The 25,110-nt window shown below is 70.0% G+C and carries 20 protein-coding genes; 13 read left to right on the top strand and 7 right to left on the bottom strand.

Going from position 1 to position 25,110, the window contains the following annotated elements:
* Positions 1–9: 9 nt before the first annotated feature.
* Complete coding sequence (locus tag BKH20_RS09110; RefSeq protein WP_075390791.1) at positions 10–1,017, bottom strand: LacI family DNA-binding transcriptional regulator; 1,008 nt, start codon at positions 1,015–1,017, stop codon at positions 10–12.
* 124 nt (positions 1,018–1,141) lie between these two features.
* Here BKH20_RS09110 and coaD point away from each other — a divergent pair, with 124 nt between their 5' ends.
* The 6 genes from coaD (at position 1,142) to BKH20_RS09080 (ending at position 5,642) form a co-directional block, all read left to right on the top strand.
* On the top strand, positions 1,142–1,729 hold the full coding sequence (gene coaD, locus BKH20_RS09105) for a pantetheine-phosphate adenylyltransferase (RefSeq protein WP_075390790.1): 588 nt from the start codon (positions 1,142–1,144) through the stop codon (positions 1,727–1,729).
* Complete coding sequence (locus BKH20_RS09100; protein WP_075371779.1) at positions 1,726–2,277, top strand: ATPase; 552 nt, start codon at positions 1,726–1,728, stop codon at positions 2,275–2,277. Before coaD ends, BKH20_RS09100 begins: the two co-directional genes overlap by 4 nt.
* 174 nt (positions 2,278–2,451) lie before the next feature.
* Positions 2,452–3,042 (top strand): YceD family protein, encoded by a 591-nt coding sequence (locus tag BKH20_RS09095; protein WP_075390789.1) that lies wholly within the window; start codon positions 2,452–2,454, stop codon positions 3,040–3,042.
* A complete protein-coding gene (gene rnc, locus BKH20_RS09090; RefSeq protein ID WP_075390788.1) occupies positions 3,042–3,836 on the top strand; it encodes a ribonuclease III in 795 nt (264 codons plus the stop codon). The genes BKH20_RS09095 and rnc overlap by 1 nt, the downstream gene beginning before the upstream one ends.
* On the top strand, positions 3,836–4,894 hold the full coding sequence (mutM, locus tag BKH20_RS09085) for a bifunctional DNA-formamidopyrimidine glycosylase/DNA-(apurinic or apyrimidinic site) lyase (RefSeq protein WP_075390787.1): 1,059 nt from the start codon (positions 3,836–3,838) through the stop codon (positions 4,892–4,894). Before rnc ends, mutM begins: the two co-directional genes overlap by 1 nt.
* Positions 4,895–4,982: 88 nt before the next feature.
* Positions 4,983–5,642 (top strand): response regulator, encoded by a 660-nt coding sequence (locus tag BKH20_RS09080; RefSeq protein ID WP_020991587.1) that lies wholly within the window; start codon positions 4,983–4,985, stop codon positions 5,640–5,642.
* Positions 5,643–5,691: 49 nt separating this feature from the next.
* On the opposite strand, the gene BKH20_RS09075 is transcribed toward BKH20_RS09080, so the two are convergent.
* The 5 genes from BKH20_RS09075 to BKH20_RS09055 all read right to left on the bottom strand — a co-directional run bounded on the left by BKH20_RS09075 (position 5,692) and on the right by BKH20_RS09055 (position 14,239).
* A complete protein-coding gene (locus BKH20_RS09075; protein WP_075390786.1) occupies positions 5,692–7,785 on the bottom strand; it encodes a GAF domain-containing sensor histidine kinase in 2,094 nt (697 codons plus the stop codon).
* Between the two features lie 14 nt (positions 7,786–7,799).
* Positions 7,800–9,695 carry a thiol reductant ABC exporter subunit CydC gene (gene cydC / locus BKH20_RS09070; RefSeq protein ID WP_075390785.1) on the bottom strand — a complete coding sequence of 632 codons (1,896 nt, stop codon included), beginning with the start codon at positions 9,693–9,695 and terminating at the stop codon, positions 7,800–7,802.
* Complete coding sequence (gene cydD, locus BKH20_RS09065; protein WP_178388581.1) at positions 9,692–11,449, bottom strand: thiol reductant ABC exporter subunit CydD; 1,758 nt, start codon at positions 11,447–11,449, stop codon at positions 9,692–9,694. The genes cydC and cydD overlap by 4 nt, the downstream gene beginning before the upstream one ends.
* 66 nt (positions 11,450–11,515) lie before the next feature.
* Complete coding sequence (cydB, locus tag BKH20_RS09060) at positions 11,516–12,649, bottom strand: cytochrome d ubiquinol oxidase subunit II (RefSeq protein ID WP_075390784.1); 1,134 nt, start codon at positions 12,647–12,649, stop codon at positions 11,516–11,518.
* Positions 12,650–12,670: 21 nt separating this feature from the next.
* Positions 12,671–14,239, bottom strand: a complete 1,569-nt coding sequence (locus BKH20_RS09055) for a cytochrome ubiquinol oxidase subunit I (RefSeq protein WP_075390783.1) — start codon at positions 14,237–14,239, stop codon at positions 12,671–12,673.
* A gap of 618 nt (positions 14,240–14,857) precedes the next feature.
* On the opposite strand from BKH20_RS09055, the gene BKH20_RS09050 reads away from it, so the two are divergent.
* The 7 genes from BKH20_RS09050 to BKH20_RS09020 all read left to right on the top strand — a co-directional run bounded on the left by BKH20_RS09050 (position 14,858) and on the right by BKH20_RS09020 (position 24,027).
* Positions 14,858–18,100, top strand: coding sequence for an Rne/Rng family ribonuclease (locus tag BKH20_RS09050; protein ID WP_075390782.1), 3,243 nt, complete (start codon positions 14,858–14,860; stop codon positions 18,098–18,100).
* Positions 18,101–18,276: 176 nt separating this feature from the next.
* On the top strand, positions 18,277–18,597 hold the full coding sequence (gene rplU, locus BKH20_RS09045; protein ID WP_075371787.1) for a 50S ribosomal protein L21: 321 nt from the start codon (positions 18,277–18,279) through the stop codon (positions 18,595–18,597).
* A gap of 69 nt (positions 18,598–18,666) precedes the next feature.
* A complete protein-coding gene (gene rpmA / locus BKH20_RS09040; protein WP_003785909.1) occupies positions 18,667–18,924 on the top strand; it encodes a 50S ribosomal protein L27 in 258 nt (85 codons plus the stop codon).
* An 88-nt stretch (positions 18,925–19,012) separates the two neighbouring features.
* Positions 19,013–20,620: a GTPase ObgE gene (gene obgE, locus BKH20_RS09035; protein ID WP_075390781.1), complete on the top strand. Its 1,608-nt coding sequence runs from the start codon at positions 19,013–19,015 to the stop codon at positions 20,618–20,620.
* Between the two features lie 94 nt (positions 20,621–20,714).
* Positions 20,715–21,809, top strand: coding sequence for a glutamate 5-kinase (proB, locus tag BKH20_RS09030; protein WP_075390832.1), 1,095 nt, complete (start codon positions 20,715–20,717; stop codon positions 21,807–21,809).
* 516 nt (positions 21,810–22,325) lie between these two features.
* Positions 22,326–23,621 carry a glutamate-5-semialdehyde dehydrogenase gene (locus BKH20_RS09025; protein WP_075390780.1) on the top strand — a complete coding sequence of 432 codons (1,296 nt, stop codon included), beginning with the start codon at positions 22,326–22,328 and terminating at the stop codon, positions 23,619–23,621.
* A 166-nt stretch (positions 23,622–23,787) separates the two neighbouring features.
* A complete protein-coding gene (locus BKH20_RS09020) occupies positions 23,788–24,027 on the top strand; it encodes a hypothetical protein (protein WP_256693111.1) in 240 nt (79 codons plus the stop codon).
* A 24-nt stretch (positions 24,028–24,051) separates the two neighbouring features.
* Here the strand turns inward: BKH20_RS09020 and BKH20_RS09015 are convergent, their stop codons facing one another.
* Positions 24,052–24,828, bottom strand: a complete 777-nt coding sequence (locus tag BKH20_RS09015) for a DeoR/GlpR family DNA-binding transcription regulator (RefSeq protein ID WP_075390779.1) — start codon at positions 24,826–24,828, stop codon at positions 24,052–24,054.
* Between the last annotated feature and the right edge of the window lie 282 nt (positions 24,829–25,110).

The raw sequence follows: 25,110 nt of genomic DNA, 5'->3' as shown, positions 1-25,110 counted from the left end.
ATGACGATGTCACCCGGACGACCGACCGGGCGAGGAGTCTCGAATCACCAGCTGTGGGGTCAGGGTGACCTTGCGAGGGGCGCCACCCTCCATGAGCTCATCGGACAGACTCAGTGCAGCCCTTCCCAGGGCGTCGAAGTCCTGCGTGACGCTGGACAGAGACGGGGTTGCCCAGCGCGCCAGGGGGATGTCATCGAAGCCGACGACGGCGACGTCGTCGGGGATCCTCACGCCGGCGGCGAGCAGCTCATGGCACAACCCCAGGGCGATGTCATCGTTGGCGGCGAAGACGGCGTCGGGCAGACCACTGTCGAGCAGGCGCCTGGCGACCTTGGCCCCGGCCTCTCCCGTCCAGGCGTCCGTACCCACCCAGCGGCCGGGAACCCCGGCCTGAGCGCATACCGACTGGTAGGCGGCCAGGCGCTCCGAGGCGTCCTGCCAGGACAGGTCCCCGGTGACGTGCAGCAGGCGGCTGCGCCCCTGAGCCAGAAGGTGCTCCGTTGCCAGCCTGGCCCCCAGGGACTGGTCGATGGAGACGGTGGACAGCTCGGAGAACTCGTGCTGACCCGAGATGATGGCCACGACCGGACCGCGGTGACGCTGGGATGAGAGGATGGCCAGGACGTCGGCGCGCTGAGCCAGGACCACGATGGTCGCCACGCGGTGGCCGTGCAGATGGGCCAGTGCCTGTCGCACGGACTCCGGGTCGCTTCCCTCGGCAGTGGCCAGAACAAAGGTATCCCCCCGCTCGCGCACCGCCCTGGCGATCGCGGAGAAGGTGGAGGCCATCCCGTGCGACAGCCCGGCGGTCAGCAGGATTCCCACGGCCCCGGAGGAGCCCGAGGCCAGTGAGCGGGCGGCGAGGTTCGGCTCGTAACCCAGCGCCTGAACGGCTGCCAGAACCTTCTGACGTGTCTCGGGACGGACCGACGGGTGGTTGTTGAGTACGCGGGAGACGGTCTGAGACGAGACTCCGACTGCCTCGGCCACGTCACTGAGGGTCACGCGTGTGGACACAAGGGAAATATAGCAGCGCCTCCATGGGGCTCCCAGGACGCCCGGCGCGCAGCGGCAGCGTGCTGGCGCGGGTGGTGCGGCGCGCGTCCCGCACCGCGGCGGGCCCAGCCAGTAGCGTGAGCATATGAGCCTGGCCGTCTACCCCGGAAGCTTCGATCCCCTCACCCTGGGGCACGTCGACATCGCCGCCCGTGCGGCCACGCTCTTCGACGTCGTCGTCATCGGGATCGCCCACAACGCCGCCAAGGACGGGCGCCACCTGCTCGACGTCCACGAACGCCTCCGCCTGGCCAGGGAGTCCACCTCCCACCTGCCCAGTGTCGAGGTGGACATCGTCCCCGGGCTCCTGGCCGACTACTGCAGCCGGCGTGGGGCGAGCGCCATCATCAAGGGCCTGCGCAACGGCAGCGACCTGGATACCGAGCTGCCCATGGCCCTGCTCAACCGCGACCTGGGGGCGCCCGAGACGGTCTTCCTGCCCGCGTCCGCCACCTACGCGCACATCTCCTCCTCCCTCGTCAAGGACGTCGCCGGCTATGGCCGGGACGTCTCCGCCCTCGTGCCGCCCGCTGTGGCCCACGCCCTGGAGGTCCACCTGGCCCAGGCCCCCGGGTCTGCAGCCCACGACGGCGTCGACTCAGGACCCGTCCCGCCCGGGACCCCGCCAAGCCGCTTCGTCGGCGCCGACCACACTCGAGAGGACCTACCGTGACGACCAGCCGCGATGCCGGAGACGACCTGCTGCGTATCCTCGATGAGCTCGACGAGCTCATCAGCAACGCCCGATCCATGCCGATGAGCGCCTCGGTGATCGTCAACCGGGAGAACGTCCTGCACCTCATCGATCGGGCTCGTGACGCGGTCCCGACCGCTGTTCGTCGCGCCGAGAAGATCGTCGCCGATGCCGACGCCGTCCTGGCTGAGGGACGGGCCGAGTCCGAACGGCTCGTCCAGTACGCCCAGGAGGAGTCCGAGCGCCTCGTGGCCGGGGAGAACATTGTGCGCATGGCCAATGACCGGGCCGACAGCATCGTGGCCGCGGCGGAGGACAAGGCCGCCTCCCTGCGTCACGGGGCCGATGAGTACTCCGACCGCACCCTGGCCTCCCTGGAGGCCGAGGTCGCCAAGGTCGCCGAGCAGATCCGCGCCGGCCGTGAGGTCCTGGCCGGCCGCCTGGGGGACGGCGCGGGCCAGCCGGTGGAGATCCAGGAGCCCGTCCGCCGCCGTTCGGCCTGGTCCGTGGACCCCTCCGCCCACTGAATCGGTGGCGCCGCCGCCCCACCGGGTACGCTCGCGCCAGACACCTCGTCCATCACCCCGCCCACCAGCCGCCCCGCACCGTGTGCATCACCTGGGCATCACGCGGACATTATGCCGCTGGGGCCCCTCGGCCATCGCTGGATGCGGCGTGGTCAACCCACTGTGGAGGAACCCATGTCAGGACTCGTCGTCGATATCGTCGACCTGCCCCGTGCCACCGGCTCGGTCAAGAACCTGCAGATCCGCACCCCCGCCCCCGCCGACCTGGGCACTGAGGTCATCGGCGTGCCCGAGGGCAGCGACCTCGCCCTCGACGTCACCCTGACCTCCATGGACGACGGCGTCCTGGCGCACGCCGACGCCGACCTGCATGTCCACGGAGAGTGCGTGCGCTGCCTGCGCGACCTCGATGAGGACCGCAGCGTGAGGATCGACGAGCTCTACCTCTTCCCCGAGGTCATCGAGGCCCAGCGGGCCGAAGGCGATGAGGAGGCCGAGGACCTCCTTGCGGTGGGGGAGACCACCCTGGACCTCGAACCGGCACTGCGCGACGCCCTGGTGCCCACCCTGCCCTTCCAGCCCCTGTGCCGCCCCGACTGCCCGGGGCTGTGCCCCGACTGCGGCAAGCGGCTCGAGGACCTGCCCGCTGACCACCACCACGAGGTCATCGACCCGCGCTGGTCCGCCCTGGCAGGCCTGCTGGAGACCGAGACCGGTCAGGAGGGCGAGCAGGACGCGCCCACGAGTGGGGAGGAACAGGCCTGATGGCCAAGCGCCGCAGCGCCCCGCCCGCGCGCACCGACACCGAGGCCCTCGTCTATCGCTGGGGGCCGAGCATCGATGCCCAGCTACTCGACCTGGCCCTGACCCACCGCTCCTACGCCCACGAGAACGGCGGCTTGCCCACCAACGAGCGCCTGGAGTTCCTGGGCGACTCCGTCCTGGGCATCATCGTCACCGAGTACCTCTACCGCACCCACCCGGATGTCCCCGAGGGCCAGCTCGCCAAGATGCGCGCCGCCACCGTCTCCGAGCCGGCCCTGGCCGCCGTCGCCCGCGACCTGGGGCTGGGGGAGTTCATCAAGCTCGGCAAGGGCGAGGCGCTCTCGGGCGGGCGCGACAAGGACTCCATCCTGTCCGACACGGTCGAGGCCCTCATCGGCGCCACCTATCTCACCCACGGCCTGGAGGAGACCCGCACGGTCGTCACCCGGCTCGTCTCCCGCTTCCTGGACTCGGCCCGCACCCGCGGCGCGGGCCTGGACTGGAAGACGAGTCTCCAGGAGCTCACCGCCATCCACCAGCTCGGCAACCCCACCTATGAGGTGACCGGAACCGGCCCCGACCACCAGCGGGTCTTCACCGCCAGCGCCATCGTCGACGGCCAGGTTCTGGGGCAGGGCACCGGAAGCTCGAAGAAGGTCGCCGAGCACGACGCCGCCGAGGCCGCCTACGCCGTCATCCTGGCCGCCCGGGGTGACGGTGGCCTCAACCTGCCCGGTGTCAACGAGGCCCTGCGCGCCGACCTGCTCACCGGACAGACCTCCCAGAAGAGCTGATGCCCGAGCTGCCCGAGGTCGAGGTGGTGCGTGCCGGGCTCGCCCGGCACGTGGCCGGCCGCACCGTCACCCGCGTCGAGGTCCTCGACCCGCGTCCGCTGCGCCGCCAGGACGGGGGAGCGCAGGCCTTCGTCGACCAGCTCACCGGGCGCACCCTGACCGCGGCTGTCCGCCGCGGGAAGTTCCTGTGGCTGCCCCTGGACGACGGACGCGCCCTGTCCGCCCACCTGGGCATGAGCGGCCAGCTGCTCGTGCGCGGCACCACCACCGCAACCGCTCCTGGTGCCGCCCCTCAGCCAGCCGGTGCCGCGGCCTTCCTGGCCGATCCGCGCGTTCGGCCCGGCGGGCGCCCAGTGGACCTGAGCGCCACCGAGCAACCCCGCTACGTGCGGGATATCTCCACCTCCGCCCGCCACCTGCGAGTGCGCCTCCACCTCAGCACCGGCCTCGACGGTGACGACAGCGCCGGCGGGGCGGTACTCGACCTGGTCGACCAGCGCATGCTCGGCGGCCTGCACGTCGTCGACCTGACCCCCACGCTCGACGGTGCTCCCGGCGGGATGGGTGATCCGCGGCCGCTGCTTCCCGCCGATGCCACCCATATCGCCCGTGATCTGCTTGACCCGGCCCTGGAGCTGACCGGCCCCACCGGCGTCGTCGCCCGGGTGCGCGCCTCGAGACGTGCCATCAAGACCCAGCTGCTCGACCAGGGACTCGTCTCGGGCATCGGCAACATCTACGCCGACGAGGGCCTGTGGGAGGCCGGGGTGCACGGCCTGCGTCCGGGAACCGGTCTCGGCCCGAGGGCCGTGGCCCGGATCCTTGAAGCCACCGCTGAGGTCATGCGCCGGGCCCTTCAGGCCGGCGGCACGAGCTTCGACGCCCTCTACGTCGATGTCGAGGGCGCCGCCGGGTTCTTCGCCCGCGAGCTGGGTGCCTACGGGCGTCAGGGGCTGGAGTGCCGTCGCTGCGGGGCCACCATGGCGCGCGAGACTCTGGCAGGGCGCTCCCACACCTACTGCCCCCACTGCCAGACCCGTCCGCGCCGACGCCGGTAGGCGGCCGTCGACGTCGGGCAGTCTCCACGACAGCCGCGCCACGACGAAGCCAGAGGTGTGACGTAGATTTCCAGCCCCTGGTAATGTCATGAGTATGGCACACACCCCCTCCTCGGAGATCGTCCGCGTCATGATCGTGGACGACCACGAGATCGTCCGTCGCGGCATCGCCGAGATCATTGACCGCGCCGATGGGCTCGACGTCGTCGCCGAGGCGGGCTCTCGGGCCGAGGCGGTGCGCCGGGCCGAGCTGGTCCGCCCCGACGTCATCCTCGTGGACCTCCAGCTGCCCGACGGCACCGGCATCGAGCTCATGCAGGAGCTGCGAGACTCCGTGCCCCAGGCCCTGCCGATCGTACTGACCTCCTTCGACGACGACGAGGCCCTGGCCGAGGCTCTGGCGGCAGGCGCCCGGGCCTACCTGCTCAAGACGGTCCACGGTGCCGAGATCAGCGACGTCGTGCGGGCTGTGGCCTCCGGACGCGTCCTGCTCGACGAGCGCACCGTGACGCGCCGCCGGGCGGACCACGACGACCCCACCGCCGACCTGACCAACGCCGAGCGCAAGGTCCTCGACCTCATCGGTGACGGCCTGTCCAACCGGGAGATCGGTGAGCGGCTCGGAGTCGCCGAGAAGACGGTCAAGAACCACATCACCTCCCTGCTGGCCAAGATGGGTCTGCAGCGGCGCACCCAGGTCGCCGCCTGGGTCGCCGGCCAGCGCGCCTCGGGCTGGCGCAACAGCTGACGGTTCCTGCCGACGCGCTGAGCCCACCGCTGAGGGGGCGCAAGCGCTCTCAGCGCTCCCGGCCGCCCCCGTCCAAGGGCACTCGCCAGGTGAAGCAGGTGCCGCGCCGCTCGCCGTCGGAGCGGGCCCGCGGACCGATGACGAAGCTGCCGCCGTGGCGGCGGGCCCGCTCGGCCATGTTGGCCGTCCCCGAACGGCGCGTCACCGAGGGATTCACCCCGACGCCGTCGTCACGGCAGACGATCTCCACCACCGGGCTGCCCCGGAAGGGCTCGGCGTCGCCCGAGGCGTGGCCCTCGTCGTCGCCGGGGCCGCAGCACTGCTCCGAGCCCGGCTGCACCCCCTCGATCTTGACGTCCACCGTCACTGAGGAGGCGTGGGCGTGACGGGCCACGTTGCTCAGTCCCTCACGCACGACGGCGACCATGTCGTCGGCGACATCCGGTGCCACGGCGGCGTCGACCGAGGCGATGAGCCGGTCCTCCTCGTCGCGGTCCACCTGGGCCAGGCCCCGGCCGTCGACGCTCAGCAGCAGCGAGGGGGCGTAGCCCAGGGCGTTGCGGGCCAGGGAGGCCTCGCGCCGCAGCCGTTCGATCACACCCACCTCCTCATCGCGATCGCGCAGGGAGCGCACGATGGAGCGGATCTGGCCCACGGAGTCGTCCACCGCCTCCAGCGCGGTGCTCAGCACGGAGCACACCGCCTCCAGGTCCGCCTGTGTGCTGGAGGCCAGCCGTTCCCGGGCCGCTGAGATCTGCATGCCGGTGGCGAAGAGCTGTTGGATGGCCAGGTCGTGCAGGTCTCGGCCGATCCGGGCCCGCTCATCGAGCAGCGTGGCCATCTCCTCGGCGTGCTGGGCGTCGGCCAGCTCGAAGGCCATCGTGGCCTGCCCCGCCACGAGCTCGGCGATCTCCAGGTCCTGGGCGGTGAACGGTGCCGCACCCGGGGAGCGCAGCAGCAGCATGACCCCCACGCCCCGCCCCCGGTGGATCATGGGGGCGTAGAGGGCCGGTCCGAACTGGGCCAGCTGGGGGACCAGGAGGTCGCCGTCGCCCCAGGCGTCCTCCAGGGAGTCCACGACCAGGCCGGTCTGATGGGCCAGGGTGGTCAGAGCTCGACCCTCGGACGGGAAGAAGGTACCGATGAGCTCGTGGGCGTGCTCGCCGTCGGCGATCTCGCAGATCCAGCGCTTCCCGATGCTGGGCAGGATGAGGGCGGCCGTGTCGGCGTGAGCCACTTGGCGGACGCGGTGGGCGATGAGCGTCAGCGCGTCATCCTCCTGGGCGCCCGAGAGCAGCAGTGTCGTCAGCTCCTGGGAGACGGCCATCCACTGCTCGCGGTCGCGGGCCTCGCGGTACAGGCGGGCGTTCTCCACAGCGACAGCTGCGGCCTGGGCCAGGGTCAGGACGGCGTCGGCGTCCGACCGGGTGAAGCCCCCGGGCTTGTCACACAGGTAAAGGTGCCCGTAGACCTGGCCGTGAAGGCGCAGCGGGGCCGAGAGCAGGCTGCCGGTCTCCTCACCCTCGATGGCACCGGTGAAGGCCGAGGCCCTGCCCAGGTCGTTGTCGATGACCATCCCGGTGCCCTCGAGCCCGCTGAGCATGGACTCAGCGCAGGTGGGCGAAGCACCAGCGGAATCGGGGGCGCCGGCCATCTGGGCGAGCTCATCGAGGGTCGCCGTGGGCACCCCGCTGCACAGCCCGGTGCCTGAGCCCGCGCCGGAGGGACCGGGCGAGAGGGCGCCGGCCGGGTCGACATCCATGTCCGCGTGGTTGAGCACGGCGATGGTGCCCCAGGAGGCACCGGTGATGGAGCAGGCCGACTCCACCAGACGGCGCAGCGCGTCGGGGACCCGCAGGGAGCTGGTGAGCCTGAGGGCCGCCTGGATGAGGGCGACGGTCGCCTCGTCCAGGCTCGGCTGAAGGGCCGACGCCCGGCGGCCACGGGTGGAGACCAGCTGGTCGGCGTGGACGGCGTAGGCCAGGCGTCCTGCCGCGGCGTTCTCCTCCGAAGCGGGCGCTATCGCCTCATCCCGTCGCGCTGAGGGTCCGTCGATCTCCTCCGAGGCGTCCTCGGGCACACCGGACAAGCCAAGGCCGTCGCCGGGAGTGTCTGCTGCGTGCTGGGGGTGGGGTGTCGTCATCGTGCTCAGCTCGTTCAGCTCGTAGCGGATACGTGGTCCTGCTGCCTGTCCTGATCCTCCTGGGAGAGCGACCACCGGTAGGTCTCGGAGACGTCCTGGAGCTCACAGTGGCTGCCTCGGTGCAGGATAGTCGCCGGGGCCTGCACGCCGGTGGCCTGCGGGCGGTGTCCCATGACAAGGACCTCGTCGGCGTGCTCCAGGGCGCTGAGACGATGGGTGACCAGGAGAGCGCCGCGGCCCGAGTCACCCGCTGTCAGCAGGTCGGTCACGAGCCGGTCCGCGGTGACGGCATCGAGATGCTCACCGGGCTCGTCCAGCAGCATCAGGGGGGCCGGAGCCGCCAGGGCCCGGGCCAGCAGGAGCCGACGCCGCTCTCCACCGGACAACGTTGTGGCATCGGTGCCGATGATGGTCTCGACGCCGTCGGGAAGAGCCTCGAGCCAGTTCCCCAGGCCGGCCCGCCTCAGCAGATCACCGGCCTGGGCGGGAGTGACGTCCCCGCGCGCCACGCGCAGGTTCTCCAGGACACTGGTGTGGAAGACGTGCGCGTCCTCCGCGGTCAGGCACACCCTGGCCGCCACATCGGGGCGGGCCGCCTGCCACGGGGGGACACCGTCGAGCGTCAGCGTGCCGCCCCGAGGCTCCAGCAGTCCCGCCAGCGTGGCCAGCAGTGTCGACTTGCCGATCCCCGACGGCCCTACGATCGCCACTCGGCGACCGACCCGCAGATCCAGGTCGATGCCCTCGGCCACAACCGGGCCGCCCGGCCAACCCACCGCCAGGCCCCTTGCCTTGAGGTACGGGCCCTGGGCGGAGGGCTCGGGCAGCTCCCGGGGTGCGCAGGACGTCGCGCCGCCGGCGTCGGCACTGGCCTCGGCCGCCTCGATGAGCTCCACGATGCGGCAGGCGGCGCCGGCCGACCTCACCAGCTGCACGCTGGCCGGCCCGAGCGCGGAGGTGGCCTCGAAGGCCGCCAGCGGAACCAGGACGATGACTGCCAGCCAGACCGGGGCCAGCCGCCCGGCGGAGATGGCGCTCACCCCGACCACCAGGTTGCCCAGGACCGCGATGCCCATGGCAGCCACATCCACGGCCGCCGCGATCGCGGCCGGTACCGCGGCCCGGTCCCGCAGGCGGCTCAGGCCCTCCTCCCGGGAGGCGACCTGGCGCATCGAGCCGGCCAGGCGCCCGGAGACGGACAGCTCAGGGGCCCCCTCCAGGACCGCCAGGACCTGCGCGGACAGCTCGGTGGCCTGCCTCTGACGGGCCTGCTCGGCGATCCTCGCCGAACGGATGGTGGCCAACGGGCCCACCAGTCCCGACAGCAGCAGGCAGGCCAGCAGGATGAGGCCCGCCGGCCAGTAGACCAGGGAGATGCCGAGACAGGTGGCCGCACCCAGGACGGCTGCAACCGCCGCAGGCAGATAGGCGCGCACGACGAGATCCCCGACCGCGTCGATGTCGTTGCCCACTCGCGCCAGGACGTCGCCGCGACGCAGGCTCGCAACCGTGTCCGTGCGGGCCGCCGCCAGGGACTCATAGAGGCGGGTGCGCAGAGCGCCCATGCCTCTCAGGGCGGTGTCATGGGAGACGAGCCGTTCGCAGTAGCGCAGGACGGAGCGCGAGATACCGAAGAGCCGCACCGCCACCGGCGCCACCCCCAGCGCGACGACGTCGGGCATCTGGGAGGCCCGCGCAATGAGCCAGGCCGCCACCCCGGACAGGGCCACGGCCGAGGCCATACCCGCCGTTCCGGCGAGCACGGCCAGGATGAAACGTGACCGGTCCAGGTTCAGCAGGCCCACCGCACGGCGCAGGGAGCCTCGCTCATCGGCGGACAGCGCGGGGGAGAGGGAGGAGGTCGCCGGGCTCACCGGGGTGACGGGGTTGACAGTGCTCACAGTGCTCACAGGGCCTCCTCCTGCGCCGTCGCCTCACGGGCAGGTGCCCGGTCAGGTGCGACGCCCGCCGATGGTGCCGGCGGCACCGGTTGGCTCGTCACGGCAATGGTCTGCTCGGCCAGGGCCATGAGCGCGGGACGGTGCGCAATGACCACCACCGTGCGCCCCGAGGCGTGCAGCGTACGGACTGCGTCCAGGACGTGGGCCTCACTGGCCGCGTCCAGGTGGGCGGTCGGCTCATCCATGACCACCAGGGTCGCCGTCGAGCACAGGGCCCTGGTCAGGGCCAGACGTTGGCGCTGCCCCACGGACAGGCCCACTCCTTGACTGCCCACCGGGGTCCGCCACCCCTGCGGCAGGCCATCCACGACCTCATCGAAGCCGGTGGCCCGGGCCGCCTCGACCAGTACGTCGGGGACGCCCTGCGCTCTGGATGCGCCCGGCTCGGCATGATCCAGGACGTTGTCCAGCACAGTGCCCGGGGTGATGGTGGGGCGCTGGGGCACCCAGGCGATCTGCTCCCACCAGGTGGTCGGATCGATCTGGGCGAGGTCGACGGCGCCGTCGGGCTCAACGCCGTCGGGCACGACCCGCACCCGCCCCCGGTCCGGGGCCAGCAGGCCGAGGAGGACCTGCGTCGTCGTGGTCTTGCCCGCACCCGACGGACCGGTCAGCGCCACCAGGCTGCCTGGAGAGATCGAGGCGCTGAGCCCGGCGGGGGCCCACGCGCCCCGGGAGGCGACGGACACCGCATCGAGCTCAATCGTCGCTGAGCGCAGGTCGGGAGCCGGCAGGCCGCCGGGCTCGGGCACCGGGGTCTGAAGAACCTCAAAGACCGCGTTCGCCGCCGCCACCCCGTTGGCCGAGGCGTGGAACTGGAAACCCACCTGCCGCAGCGGCTGATAGACCTCAGGGGCCACCATGAGAACGAGCAGGCCGGTGAACAGGTCCATGCGCCCGGCCACGAGCCGGAAACCGATCTGGACGGCGATGATCGCCACCGACAACGTCGTGATGAACTCCAGGACCGCCCCCGACAGGAAGGCGACCCGTAAGGTCGACATGGTGGTGCGCCGGTAGGAGCGGCCCAGGGAGCGCACCTGCTCGGCCGGTCCCTGCTCGCGTCCGAGGGCCTTGAGCGTGGGCAGACCCGAGATGAGATCGAGCACCTGATCACCCAGGACCTGCATGGTCTTGAGGCGCTCCTGGGAGACGGACTGGGTCATCCTGCCGATGAGAATCATGAAGATCGGGATGAGGGGCAGGGTGCACACCACGGCCACCGCGGCGGACCAGTCCTGGGTGAGGAGCACCAGCACCATGGCCGGTGTCACCGTGGAGGCCAGCACCAGCTGGGGGAGGTAGCGGGTGAAGTAGGGCTCGAGGTCGTCCAGCGCGCGAGTCAGCAAAGTGGCGGTCTGCGTCCCGTGAAGCGCCTGCCAACGGGGGCCCAGTCGGGCTGCGTGCTCCAGAACGAGCCGGCGCAGCTCGACGATCGTCTCCGTGGCGGACCGGTGGGCGTGAGCCTCCTGGAGCAGGACCACCAGGGCCCTGGCCGCCAGGACCCCGCCCAGAGCCACCGCCAGTGCCCTGACAGCCGACGGCGCGGCCCCCTCGGAGATGACCGAGGAGACCGCACTGGAGATGAGGAAGGCCTGAGCCACCACCAGCACGGCGGTCACCATCCCGGTGACGGCCGTGGCGGCGATGTATCGGCGAGCGGAGCGTGCGTAACGCATCAGCCGGGGATCGAGGGGCTTCACCTGCTCAAGGATAGGGGAGTGGGCCCAAGGGCCCGGAAACCCCCGGCCGATGCGTCGCGCTGATGGTCAGTACCCGAAGTGGGCCTCGGGCTGGGCCGAGTCACGCACCAGCGTGGGGTGCAGCCCGCCCTGGTCGGGGTTGATGCTCTCGACGCTGATACGTGAGGCGAAGACCTTGTAGCTCCAGACCGTGTAGGCCAGGACCCCGGGGACGAACACGGCCGCGGCGACGGTCATGATGAGCAGGGTCGTGTCGGCGCTCGCGGCCTGCTGGATCGTCAGCGAGTAGGCCGGGTCCACCGAGGAGCGCATGACGTTGGGGGCCATCGCGGCGAAGATGAAGACGACGGCGAAGGCGATCCCCACGAAGTGCAGGGCGAAGGCCCGACCCTCGTTCCCAGTGCGTCCCATGAGCAGGGAGCCGACGAGTCCGGCAGCGGCGATGACCAACGGGATCCAGGACAGGGCGCTGCCGGAGTAGGCCAGCTGCGCCCACAGGGCCCAGGCGGCGGTGACCGCGGTGGCCGCGGGGGCGAGCCGGCGCGACAACCGCAGTGCGCGCTGTGACAGGTCACCGGTGGTCTTGAGCGCTACGAAGAGCGCGCCGTGGTTGAGGAAGAGCAGGCAGGTGACCGCACCGCCCAGCAGGGTGAAGGGAGTGACCATGGTGAGCAGGCCCCCGGTGATCTGGTGGGCGGCACCGGGCACCAGGGAGTCGGCCGGCACCTGGGCGGCCGGGACGACGGCGCCGTTGGAGGTCTGGACGACCTCGATGTGCATGCCCTGAACCAGGTTGGCGAAGGCCACTCCCCACAGGATGGAGGGCAGCCAGGCGCTGACCGTGTGGACCCAGTCCCAGCGGTCGCGCCAGGTCTGGGAGTTGACCTTGGGGCGCCACTCGATGGCGCACACGCGCACGATGAGGCACAGCAGAATGATGAACAGGACGATGTAGGCCCCGGAGAACAGGGTGGAGTACCACTCGGGGAAGGCGGCGAAGGTCGCCCCTCCGGCGGTCAGCAGCCACACCTCGTTACCGTCCCAGTGGGGGCCGATGGCGGCCAGCGTCGCGCGCCGCTCACGCTCGTCGCGGCCCAGGATCTTCAGGATCATACCGACGCCGAAGTCGAAGCCCTCCAGGGTGAGGTAGCCGATCCACAGGACGGCGATGAGGATGAACCAGAGGATGCTCAGTGTCATGGGTTGTCTACCTTCCTTGGTTCAGTAGGCGAAGGACAGAGCCGGGGCGGCCTCGGAGGAGTCAACGGAGTCGCCGTCGGAGTCGTCGTCGGAATCCGTGTCCGTGCTGTCCTGGTCCGTCTGCTTGGACGTGCCGGTCTTGTCCGGCACCGGGGTGCGCACCCCTTCGCGGATGTAGCGGCGCAGCAGCATGAACCAGACCACTCCGAGCGCGGCGTACAGCAGGGTGAAGATGACCATCGAGGCCAGCACCGCACCCGAGGAGACCGCGGAGGAGACGCCGTCGGCCGTGAGCATGTAGACCTGGGAGACCGGGTCGGACAGGTTGGGGACGATGACCCAGGGCTGACGGCCCATCTCACGGAAGATCCAGCCGAAGGAGCAGGCGATGAAGGGCATCCACATGGTGGCCAGCGCCGCCTTGCCCAGAAGCGGGCGGGAGACGAGCCTGTTGGCGCGGGTCAGCCACAGGGCCAGAGCCCCCAGGCCCATCGAGGCCATGCCCAGTCCGATCATGAGGCGGAAGGACCAGAAGTTGACCATGACGTTGGGGCTGTAGTCGACGGCGTTGCCGCGCGCATCAGTGGTGCCGTACTGCTTATAGATGTCGCCGGCCTCCTTGAGCCCGGTGATCTTGGCGTTGACGTCGTTGGTGGCCATGAAGGAGTAAACACCGGGAACCGAGATGAACCGGACCATGCCGTCCTCGTTCTTGCAGTCCCCGAAAGCGGCCACGGTGAAGGGGGCTCCGGCCTCGGTGTGGCACAGCCCCTCGGCGGCGGCCATCTTGCCCGGTTGGTACTCGGCGACCAGCTGGCCCTGCATGTGGCCGGTGCCGGCGGTGACCAGGCCCGCGGCCACCATGACGACGGCCCCGAAACGGGCGACCCGCCGCCACAGCTCACGCGCCTCAAAGTCCTGCTTCGCCTGGGCGGCCTTGACCATCCACCACACGGACACGCCCATGACGACGGCCGCGGCCACGAGCAGGGCCGAGGAGATAACGTGCAGCACGGTGGCCCACACCAGCTCGTTGGACAGGAGCTTGAGGAAGCCGCTCACGCCGTCGAGCTCGGCACGCCCCGTCTTGGGGTTGACGACGGCGCCCACCGGGTGCTGCATCCAGGAGTTGGCGGTGAGGATGAAGAAGGCGGAGAAGTTCGTGCCGGCGGCCACGGCCCACATGCACAGGTTGTGCAGCCTGGGGGACAGTCGGTCCCATCCGAAGATCCACAGGCCCAGGAAGACGGACTCCATGAAGAAGGCCAGCAGGGCCTCGAAGGCGAGAGGGGCGCCGAAGATGTTACCGACGAACCTGGAGTACTCCGACCAGTTCATGCCGAACTGGAACTCCTGAACGATGCCGGTGGCCACGCCCAGCGCGAAGTTGATCAGCAGAATCTTGCCGAAGAACGTGGTGGCCACGAGCCACTGCCTGTTGCCGGTCCTGCGCCACAGCGTCTCCATGAGAGCCACCAGCGGGGACAGCCCGATGGTCAGCGGAACCAGGATGAAGTGGTAGACGGTGGTGATACCGAACTGCCAGCGCGCCAGATCCAGAGAGTCCAGCGCCATAGGAGAGATGGCCATCCGTGCCACCTTTCGGAGATGACGATGAGATCGATAAGAGAATCTGTAGAACGTCCTACAGGTCAATAAGAGTATTATAGTGCATCTGTGACGCCATGTCGTGAAACGCGTGAGGTGTGAAGGTGCTGCGGCCTGCGGTCCACCCGGTTCTTTTCCTGTGGTCGCACCGCTGACGAGGTGTTGTCGCAGTAGTGTAAAAGGTAAGCGTTGAAGGTGTGATTGCTGCGAGATTGGGTCGAAAGTCCGTAATACTTTAGTGGGGCTTCCGCGTGTCTTGGTGGGGTGGGTGGTTGCTGGGTGGGTGATGAGGCCAACGTGCGCAGAGATCGGGGACACCATGAGTCGCACAAGCGCTTATCGGCGTTTGTGTGGGATACTTCGAGCCGGCTTCGGGTGTCTCGTACCGGTACCTGAAGCCGCGCCTTCCGGCCGACCCTGTCCGAGGACCTTGCGCCGCCTGAGCTGCGCCGCTGCGAGCCCGGTCTGTGTGGACGTCAGGTAAGGCGTGCGCCCTCGCGGGCGCTCTCAAGACTTTCTCGCTGCTCCCGGTCGGGAGCACAACCGCGCTGACGCGTCGAGGGTACGACGACGGCGTCGGCCCCGGAGAGTGCAAGCCCCATGGCACGTCGCACCACATCAGAATCAACAGAATCGTACGAGCAGGAGCGCGCTGACGGTGACGCCGTGAGCGCCCCGACTCCGCGCCGCCGTCGCAGGGTCACCGCGGCCGCGGCCGCCCCCGCCCAGGCTCCCGTTGCCGAGCAGCCCGGTTCGGTAGGGGCCTTAGATGCCGTCACCGCCTCCGGGTCCGAGGAGCCCGGCGTACAGCCGGCCCCGCAGACCACAGCCGTCGAGCCGGCCCCTCGTCGTCGTCGGAAGGTCGTCGCGGCCTCCGCCGCCCCCGAGGAGGCTCCCGCCGCCGAGCCCCACGTCGCCGCAGAGGCGAGCGAGACCGACGGGGCGCACGTGGCCGAGGGTGGGCCGAGCGCCGATGCTGCGCAGGAAGACCTCGACGAGCAGGTCGACACCGAGGGAACCGACGATGAGGAGCCCGAGATGTCCCAGGAGGATGACGAGCTCACCGAGGCAGACCTGGATGAGAAGGACCTCCAGGCCCCCCGCCTTCCCGCAGCCTCGCTCCTGTTCCAGGCCCCCGACCCCAGTCGGGCCCGTCGACGCCGCCGGGTCACCGCGGCGACCGCCGCCCCCCAGGCGGCGCCAACCGCCTCGCGCCACCAAGGCGCCAAGGACTGGGCGGATAAGGAGGACGTCGGTGCCCGAACCGGTGCGGAGGGACGCAACGAGGAGGCTGAGGCCGAGTCCTCCCGATCCGACCGCAGCAGTGCCCGCGGCCGTCGGCGTCGGCAGGCGGTAGCCAGTACCGGGGCCCCGCCGGAGCCCTGCGAGGACTCCGTCCACGACAAGGCCGACGCCGAGTCCGCCGAGGTCTCAGAGAGTGACGGGACCGATGAGCCCCGGGTCGAGTCCTCGGAGGATTCCCGTGAGGGCGGGGCCCGCCGCAAGCGCCGCCGTGGCGGACGCGGTCGGCGCTCGCGCTCGCGGGGTGAGGACTCGGCGCGCAACGACGCCGATGATGAGCCGCAGGCCGTGGAGGAGGGCGGAGACGATGCGGCGCCCTCGCGCGAGACCTCCGCTGACGGCGCCACTGAGACCGCCACAAGCACCGTGTCCGGATCGCGCCGTCGGCGGCGTCGGTCCCGCACCCGCTCGGAGGGTGGCGACCTGCGTGACGAGGTGACCGCCCTCAAGGGGTCCACACGCCTGGAGGCCAAGCGTCAGCGCCGCCGCGAAGGGCGGGCGGCCGGGCGCCGTCGTCCCATCATCACCGAGGCCGAGTTCCTGGCCCGTCGCGAGTCCGTGGACCGGCAGATGATCGTGCGCGAGTCCGACGGCCTCAACCAGATCGCCGTCCTGGAGGACGGGCTCCTCGTGGAGCACTACGTCTCCCGGCACACGCAGACCTCCATGGTCGGCAACGTCTACGTCGGTCGGGTTCAGAACGTCCTGCCCTCCATGGAGGCCGCCTTCGTGGACCTGGGTAAGGGCCGCAACGCCGTGCTCTACGCCGGTGAGGTCAACTGGGACGCCGCCGGCCTGGAGGGCAGGCCCCGCCGCATCGAGGACGCCCTCTCCAGTGGCGACACCGTCCTGGTACAGGTCACCAAGGATCCCATCGGCCACAAGGGTGCTCGCCTCACCAGCCAGATCACCCTGGCGGGCCGATACCTGGTCCTGGTCCCCGGAGGCACCATGACGGGGATCTCGCGCAAGCTGCCGGACACTGAGCGCAGCCGCCTGAAGAAGATCCTCAAGCGGATCGTGCCCGACTCGGCCGGAGTCATTGTGCGCACCGCCGCGGAGGGGGCCACTCAGGAGCAGCTGACCGCCGACGTCGAACGCCTCGTGGCTCAGTGGGAGGCCATCGACAAGAAGGCGTCCTCCGTCATGAAGGGCAGTGGCAAGGCCCCCGTCCTGCTCAAGGGGGAGCCCGAGCTCGCCGTGAGAGTCATCCGCGACGTCTTCAACGAGGACTTCCGCAGGCTCGTCGTCTCCGGTGACAACACCTGGTCCACGGTCTCCCAGTACATCGACGAGGTCAGCCCGGATCTGTCCGAGCGCCTCGAGCACTGGGTCGGCCCCGAGGACGTCTTCGCCGCCCACCGCGTCGACGAGCAGCTCGCCAAGGGCTTCGACCGCAAGGTCTGGCTTCCCAGCGGCGGCACCCTGGTCATCGATCGCACCGAGGCGATGACCGTCATCGACGTCAACACCGGGCGCTTCACCGGTGCGGGAGGCACCCTGGAGGAGACCGTCACCCGCAACAACCTGGAGGCCGCCGAGGAGATTGTCCGCCAGCTGCGCCTGCGCGACATCGGCGGCATGGTCGTCATCGACTTCGTCGACATGGTCCTGGAGTCCAACCGGGACCTCGTGCTGCGCCGGCTCGTGGAGTGCCTGGGACGTGACCGGACGCGCCACCAGGTCACCGAGGTCACCTCGTTGGGGCTGGTCCAGATGACCCGCAAGCGGGTGGGGCAGGGGCTGGTCGAGGCCTTCTCCACCACCTGTGAGCACTGCAAGGGCCGGGGCTTCATCGTCCACGATGAGCCCGTGGAGAACCAGCAGGTCGATATGTCGGCCTCCGCCTCACGCGGTGGCGGGCGCTCGCGCGGGCGCAAGAGCCGTGAGGAGCAGGCCACCGGCGGGGTGAAGAAGGAGACCAAGCAGGACTCCCAGGAGACCAAGGGTTCCAAGGGTTCCAAGGGCTCCGGCCACGGCAAGAGAAACGCAGGGCGCGACGTCGCCGCATCGCCGGAGTCCGGAGCCGACGACGAGGCCCGGGCGGCGGTGCGCGGGGCCCTGGCCCAGATCGCGGCTGCCGCCGAACAGGCCCACAAGGACCACCAGCAGGAGGGGCAGGACCCTCATGAGGAGAGGTCCGTTGAGACCTCGGCCGCGGGTGTGAGCGACAGTGCCCATGACGCGGCGGGGACTGCGGAGAACGTGGAGTCCGTCGACGGCCAGGACGCTTCGGACTCCCCGGCCGAGGACAAGCCGGCCAAGACCAGGTCGAGGAAGGCGGCTGACAAGAAGTCGGCGAAGAAGTCCGGTGAGAAGAAGAGCGACAAGGCGGATAAGAAGTCGGGGAGGAAGACCGGTGGGAAGGCTGAGAAGAAGGCCGCCACGACGTCTGAGGGCCCTGCTGAGCCGCAGCCCGACGAGGAGCCGCCGGGCTCGGCTGAGGAGAAGCCTGCAAGGAGAACGCGACGGCGGGCCGCGGCCAAGAGCGCCGCGCCCTCGCCGGAGAATTCTTCAGACACCCCGGAGGCATCGGCCTGACTAGGTCTCCGTGCCCAAGAACACAGAGGACGGGGAGGATCGGAGGTTGGTGCTGGCGACATGATCGCCTAGAGTTATCTGCCGGTGCTTCTTGCACCATTGCCCAGACAGGGCCCTCCTGGCGAGGCCGATCCCGGTCTTGCAGCGAGTGAGAGCCTTTCGAAGAATCTACAGAGATGAGCATTCAAGTGGTCTACGCGATCGTCAAGGCCGGCGGCCGTCAGGAGAAGGTCTCCGTCGGCGACGTCGTGGTTGTCGACAAGCTTGCTGGTGAGATCGGCGACGAGGTCACCCTCGCCCCCGTCATGCTGGTGGACGGCGACAAGGTGACCACCTCTGCCGCCGATCTGGCCAAGTCCTCCGTCACCGCCGAGATCGTCGGCGATGAGAAGGGCCCCAAGATCAACATCCTCAAGTTCAAGAACAAGACCGGCTTCCGCAAGCGCCAGGGCCACCGCGCTCAGCTGACGGCCGTCAAGGTCACCGCCATCAAGTGACCGCCCCGGCGTCAGTCAGCACGCGGGCATCCTGAACGCACACGCTCGAGAAGAAAGAAGCCTTCAACCATGGCACACAAGAAGGGTCTTGGTTCCTCCCGTAACGGCCGCGACTCCAACGCGCAGCGCCTCGGCGTCAAGCGCTTCGGCGGCCAGTTCGTCAAGGCCGGCGAGATCATCGTCCGCCAGCGCGGCACCCACTTCCACCCGGGCCGCAACGTCGGCCGCGGCAACGACGACACCCTGTTCGCCACCGCCGCCGGTAACGTCGAGTTCGGCACCTTCCGCGGTCGCCGGGTCGTCAACGTCGTGCTCCCCGAGGCCTGAGCCCCGAGCACATCAACACGTCGCGAGAGAGGGTGGACGGCAGCTGCCGTCCACCCTCTCTCGCTATCCCGGACTCACAGGAGACCCCATGCCCAGCTTCATTGACCGAGTGGTCCTCCACGTGGCCGGCGGCGACGGCGGCAACGGCTGCACCTCCGTGCACCGTGAGAAGTTCAAGCCCCTGGCCGGACCCGACGGCGGCGACGGCGGTCATGGCGGCGACGTCGTCCTGACCGTCGACCTCCGGGCGACGACCCTGCTGAGCTACCACCGCTCCCCGCACCAACGGGCCGGCAACGGCACCCCCGGCATGGGGGACTGGCGTCGCGGTACTGACGGCAAGAACCTCGTCCTGCCCGTTCCCGAGGGCACCGTCGTCAAGGACTCGCGCGGTCAGGTCATCGCCGACCTCGTGGGGGAGGCCGCCAGCGTCGTCGTCGCCCAGGGCGGCACCGGCGGGCGCGGCAACTTCTCCCTGGCCTCCTCCAAGCGCAAGGCCCCCGGCTTCCACCTCCTGGGAGAGCCCGGTCAGGCCCAGGACATCACCTTGGAGCTCAAGACCATCGCCGACGTCGCCCTGGTGGGCTACCCCAGCGCCGGCAAGTCCTCCCTCATCGCCGCCATGAGCGCTGCCCGCCCCAAGATCGCCGACTACCCCTTCACGACCCTCGTACCCAACCTCGGGGTCGTCGAGGCCGGCGACGTGCGTTACACCATCGCCGACGTTCCCGGCCTCATTCCCGGTGCCTCCCAGGGCAAGGGGCTGGGACTGGACTTCCTGCGGCACATCGAGCGCTGCGCCGTCATCGTCCACGTCCTGGACTGCGCCACCCTCGAGCCGGGGCGCGATCCCCTGTCCGACCTGGACACCATTGAGGCCGAGCTCGCCGCCTACTCCGAGCGTCTCGGCGAGCAGGAGGACGACCCCTCCCTGACCGGCCGGGTCCCCCTCATGGAGCGCCCCCGCATCGTGGTGCTCAACAAGGTCGACGTCCCCGACGCCGCCGAGCTCGCCGAGTTCGTGCGCGCCGACATCGAGGCCCGGGAGCTGCCCGTCCACATCATCTCCGCGGTCGCGCACACGGGGCTGCGCCCCTTGTCCTTCGCTCTGGCCGGTGAGGTCGAGCGGGCTCGCAAGGCCGCTCCGGCCACGTCCCAGCGCGACCGCGAGCCCGGTGCGACTGACGGTTCGGGTGAGCCGCGCCCCATCATCCGGCCCGCGGCGGTCGGGCGCCGGGAGAAGGAGAGCGTCGCCCAGGTGCGTCTGCTGGCCCATCCCAGCGAGGGGCAGGTCTACCAGGTCCGCGGGCAGCGCCCCGAGCGCTGGGTGCGTCAGACCGACTTCTCCAATGACGAGGCGGTCGGCTACCTCGCCGACCGTCTGGCCGCGGCCGGGGTCGAGGACGAGCTCGTCAAGGCCGGCGCCCACGCCGGCGACACCGTCCTCATCGGCGAGGTCGACGGGGGAGTGCTCTTCACCTGGGAGCCCACGATGACCACCGGGCCCGAGTTGCTGGGCGCCCGAGGCACCGACCTGCGCCTGGAGACCAGTCGGCGTCGGACCAACGTGGAGCGGCGCAGCCAGTACCACGAGATGATGGATGCCAAGGAGGCCGCGCGCCAGCAGCTGCGCGACGAGGCCGCCGAGGGCCTGTGGACCGATGCCGCCTCCTGGCACGGGGACAACGAGGACTGACCGGAGGGATCCCGTGACACCATCAGGAACCGGCACCGGCACCGGCGCCGCCGGTGGGCAGGAGCGCCCGGAACGACTGCCCGCCGGTGCCCGCGTGGTGGTCAAGGTCGGCTCCTCGTCCCTGACGCGTGCCGACGGCGGGCTCGATCTCAACCGCATCGACATCCTCGCCGGCCTCATCGCAGGCATGCGCAGGCGTGGCCACGACGTCGTCCTGGTCTCCTCCGGGGCCGTCGCCTCAGGGCTGGTGCCCCTGGGGCTGAGTCGGCGCCCCGACGAGCTCAGCCTCCTGCAGGCGGCCGCCTCCGTGGGACAGGGGCGGCTCGCCGCCCGCTGGGAGACCGCGATGAGCGCCTATGGACTGGTGACCGCCCAGGTCCTCCTGACCGCCCACGACGTCGCCATCCGTAGCCACTACCGCACGGTGCGCGCCACCTTCGACTCCCTGCTCTCACTGGGAGCCGTCCCCATCATCAACGAGAACGACGCGGTGGCCACCAGCGAGTTCAGCCTCGGCGACAACGACCGGCTCGCCGCCCTCGTGGCCCACCTGGTGACCGCCGACGTCCTGGTGCTGCTCACCGACGTCGACGGCCTGTGGACCGCGCGCCCCGGGACCCCCGGCGCCACGCCCATCCGCTATGTGCGCTCCTTGGCGGACCTGGCGGGGGTCAGTGTCTCCGGGCGCGGCTCCTTCGTGGGAACCGGCGGCATGACCACCAAGCTCCAGGCCGCCACCATCGCCTGCGCCTCGGGCACCACCACCCTCATCGCTCGGGCCGACGACGCCGCTGGGCTCCTGGGGCAGGGACGGGTTCCCGGCGACCTGGGCACCTGGTTCGAGCCCACCGGGCCCCACCGCCCCAGCCGGCGGCTGTGGATGGCTCACGCCTCCCAGCCCGAAGGGCGTGTTCTCATCGATGCCGGGGCGGCCCGGGCCCTGACCGTGGGAAAGAAGTCGCTCCTGCTGCCCGGCCTGACCGGCGTCGACGGGGACTTCGAGTCGGGCTCCGTGGTCGATGTCGTCGGCCCCGAGGGTGTCCTGGCGCGGGGAATATGCCGCTACGCCGCTGCTGAGCTGCGCGAGGTCCTGGCGGCCCGGGCCGAGGGCGCCCCCGCCCCCGATCACGTGGCCCCAGTGATCCACCGCGACGATCTCGCCGAGCTGCCCCGTATCGCCGGAGTCTGAGCGCATCGCCTCAAGCATGGGCGCGAATCCTGGCGATTCGATCGGTGGGGCGGTCACAATGTCCGAGTGAGTTGCTCGTTCCTGCAGCGTCCCTGCGCGCCGCCGTGGACCTTTAGCAGGGCACCACTGCACCATCGAGGACGTACTTCTGTTACCAGGACTGCGTTCTACGGCAAACGACGACGCGGGGAACCCAGTATCCCGTCGGACAACGCAGTCCCCGAACGAACAGTACGTCCTCGGCGCGAACCGCAGTCCCCACTATCCCCGGACCGCCCGAGCCGACTCTCGGCCGGACCACTGCACGAGGGTGGGGTGCTACTGGAGGAGAGGCGGGTGTGCTTCAGGTAGGTGGGGCCTTCGTGCAGTACGCACAACCCCTGGCCGGTGGATCCCTACCCTCTTGCTGTTCGTGAACACCGTGGGTACCTTAGCCCTCACACCGGTGGCCCGCCAGTGGTTCTGCGGGCCGACGCAGACTCCTCCTGCCGGGGTCTCTTCTTCTATGGTGTCCCCATGAACGACGTTGAGGCCCACGAGCTCGTCACCGCAACCGCCCGCTCAGCCCGCGCGGCGCAACGGAGCCTGGCCAGGGCCCCGCGCGCCGTCAAGGACGCCGCCCTGGAGGCCATGGCCCGCAGCCTCACCGAGCACGGTGAAGCGATCCTCGCGGCCAACGCCGCCGACCTGGAGCGCGGACGCCAAGGCGGGATGAAGGCCGGCCTCCTCGACCGCCTGGCCCTGGACTCCGGCCGCCTGTCAGCCATCGCCGACTCCCTGCGCGAGGTGGCCGCTCTGCCCGACCCCGTGGGCCAGGTCGTTGACGGCTCGGTCATGCCCAACGGGCTGCGAGTGCGCCGGGTGCGGGTGCCACTGGGCGTCGTCGGCATGATCTACGAAGCCCGCCCCAACGTCACCGTCGACACTGCCGCCCTGGCCGTCAAGTCCGGCAACGCCATCATCCTGCGCGGAGGCAGCGCCGCCCAGGACTCCAACGCCGCCATCGTCACGGCCCTGCGCAGCGCCCTGGAGGCGCAGGGACTGCCCGCAGACCTCGTATCGAGCATTGATGCCGCAGGTCGGGACGGGGCCCGCGCCCTCATGCGCGCCCACGGTCTGGTCGACGCCCTGGTTCCGCGGGGCGGGGCCGGACTCATCCGCACCGTCGTCGAGCAGTCCACCGTGCCCGTCATCGAGACCGGATCGGGCAACTGCCACGTCTACGTCGACGCCAGTGCCGACCTCGAGGCCGCGGTGAACATCATCGTCAACGCCAAGACCCAGCGCGTCGGGGTGTGCAACGCCGCCGAGACGCTCCTGGTCCACGCCGACGTCGCCGCCACCTACCTGCCGGCGGCCGCCCGAGCCCTGTGGGACAAGGACACCGTCCTGCACACCGACTCCACTGCCCACCAGCTCCTGACCGAGGCGGCCGCGGACGGTGGACATGATGACCTCCTGACCGAGGCCACTGAGGCCGACTGGGACACCGAGTACGGCTCGCTGGACCTGGCCGTGCGTGTCGTGAAGAGCCTGGAGGAGGCCATCGACCACATCCGTGCCCACACCACCGGGCACACCGAGGCGGTCCTCGCCCAGGACGTGAGCGTCATCAACGACTTCATCGCCGGCATGGACTCGGCGGCCGTCATGGTCAACGCCTCGACCCGCTTCACCGACGGAGGGCAGCTGGGTCTGGGGGCCGAGCTGGGCATCTCCACCCAGAAGCTCCACGCCCGCGGCCCCATGGGATTGAGCGAGCTGACGACGACGACCTGGATCGTTGAGGGAGACGGCCACATCCGTCCCTGAGCCCTGATATTGGGACGCCTCGGAGTTGTGCTGATTGTGAGAAGCCTGTGGATCAGTTCTGTGACTTCCCGGCGCCGTACTCCAGTGCTTTGTCCTCTCATTCATGTTACGGTCGACAAAAGTTGGACGGGGCCAGGACAATCGGGGAGAAGGGGAGGACACCGGGGTGGCGAGTCTGCTACATCGTTTTGGTCGCGGCCGCGTCATCGCCGCCGCGGTCGTCGTGGTGACAGCGGGCCTCCTGCTCGCGGTCACCCGCATGGTCTTCTCCCATCCCGCCGAGTCCGCGACGGAACCGGGAATCGTCCTGACGGCGAGCCCACGGGCCACGTCGTCCCACTCCTCGACCACGGCGACGCCGAGCCGGAGTGCAGGCGGTGCTGGTAGTACAGTTAAGTACGGATGAGAAAGCTCTCAGGTTTGTCGGAGGCTAGACCAGTCGCACCTGGACTCCGGCTTGCTGCAGGGCCTCGACCTGGTCGGCGGGAGCAGCGTCGTCGGTGATGACGGTGTCGATCTTGGCGGTGGGGCAGATGAGGGCGAAGGCCGTCCTGCCGAGCTTGGAGCTGTCGCACACGACGACGACGTGTTCGGCGGCCTCGACCAGGGCGGCGTTGACGGCCGCCTCCCCGTCGTGCTGGGTATAGGCGCCTCTGACATTGAGGCCCTCGACTCCCAGGAAGAGCGTGCCCACACTGATCGAGGGAAGGATGAGAGAGGCCAGGGGGCCGGTGAGCTCGAAGGAACGGGCTCGCGCGATCCCACCGGTGACGACGACGCGCACGCACTGGCGCACAGCCATCTCGTTGGCGATGTTGACGGCATTGGTGACCAGGGTGACCGGCACCTCCGGATCGGTCAGCTCCGGCAGGAGCGCGATCTCGCGAGCCACCTCGGTGGTCGTGGTGCCGCCGTTGAGACCAACAGAGTCACCCGGGTGCACCAGGGCTGCCGCCGCCTTGGCGATGCGGGTCTTCTCATCGGCCATCTTGGAGGTGCGATAGCGCAGAGGCGGCTCGGTGGAGGTGGGGTTGGCGATGGCGCCACCACGGGTACGGCTGACCAGCTGCTGGTCCGCCAGGTGGTCGAGATCGCGCCGTGCGGTCGCCGCCGAGACCCCCAACCGCGTGATGATGTCATCGATACGGACGCTGCCCTCGTCCATGACGATGTCGAGGATGGCCGAATGGCGATCATGCCGAGACATCTCGATCCTCCTGGGGGTCAAGGGGGTGGTGTGGGACGAAGAGGGAAGGGACGGGGCGGGAGTGGGGCGTGTACGTGATTTGCACATCAACTACTTGCCGTATTCTAGTGACCGTGCGGCAGGTAGCCAGCGTATGGATGTCAGCATAGTTCAGTGATGCCCGCGGTTGCCTCCTGAGAGCGACACATCGCGATACAAACCTTGCTACTGTCGTCGACATCAATCACGCCATTGCGTGGGGTAGCGGCCCTCGTAGGCTCGCCGCCCTGCCTCCGAGAACAG

The sequence above is a fragment of the Actinomyces oris genome, from assembly GCF_001937445.1.
GTDB classification, from domain to species: Bacteria; Actinomycetota; Actinomycetes; order Actinomycetales; family Actinomycetaceae; genus Actinomyces; species Actinomyces acetigenes.
Note: the sequence above shows the minus strand (reverse complement) of the source record. Positions and strands in the feature narration are given on the sequence as shown.

Coding starts and splice junctions, on each gene's coding strand:
- coaD (WP_075390790.1), top strand. CDS start 1,142: ATGAGCCTGGCCGTCTACCCCGGAAGCTTCGATCCCCTCACCCTGGGG.
- BKH20_RS09095 (WP_075390789.1), top strand. CDS start 2,452: ATGTCAGGACTCGTCGTCGATATCGTCGACCTGCCCCGTGCCACCGGC.
- rnc (WP_075390788.1), top strand. CDS start 3,042: ATGGCCAAGCGCCGCAGCGCCCCGCCCGCGCGCACCGACACCGAGGCC.
- mutM (WP_075390787.1), top strand. CDS start 3,836: ATGCCCGAGCTGCCCGAGGTCGAGGTGGTGCGTGCCGGGCTCGCCCGG.
- BKH20_RS09080 (WP_020991587.1), top strand. CDS start 4,983: ATGAGTATGGCACACACCCCCTCCTCGGAGATCGTCCGCGTCATGATC.
- BKH20_RS09075 (WP_075390786.1), bottom strand. CDS start 7,785: ATGACGACACCCCACCCCCAGCACGCAGCAGACACTCCCGGCGACGGC.
- cydB (WP_075390784.1), bottom strand. CDS start 12,649: ATGACACTGAGCATCCTCTGGTTCATCCTCATCGCCGTCCTGTGGATC.
- BKH20_RS09055 (WP_075390783.1), bottom strand. CDS start 14,239: ATGGCCATCTCTCCTATGGCGCTGGACTCTCTGGATCTGGCGCGCTGG.
- BKH20_RS09050 (WP_075390782.1), top strand. CDS start 14,858: ATGGCACGTCGCACCACATCAGAATCAACAGAATCGTACGAGCAGGAG.
- rplU (WP_075371787.1), top strand. CDS start 18,277: ATGAGCATTCAAGTGGTCTACGCGATCGTCAAGGCCGGCGGCCGTCAG.
- rpmA (WP_003785909.1), top strand. CDS start 18,667: ATGGCACACAAGAAGGGTCTTGGTTCCTCCCGTAACGGCCGCGACTCC.
- obgE (WP_075390781.1), top strand. CDS start 19,013: ATGCCCAGCTTCATTGACCGAGTGGTCCTCCACGTGGCCGGCGGCGAC.
- BKH20_RS09025 (WP_075390780.1), top strand. CDS start 22,326: ATGAACGACGTTGAGGCCCACGAGCTCGTCACCGCAACCGCCCGCTCA.
- BKH20_RS09015 (WP_075390779.1), bottom strand. CDS start 24,828: ATGTCTCGGCATGATCGCCATTCGGCCATCCTCGACATCGTCATGGAC.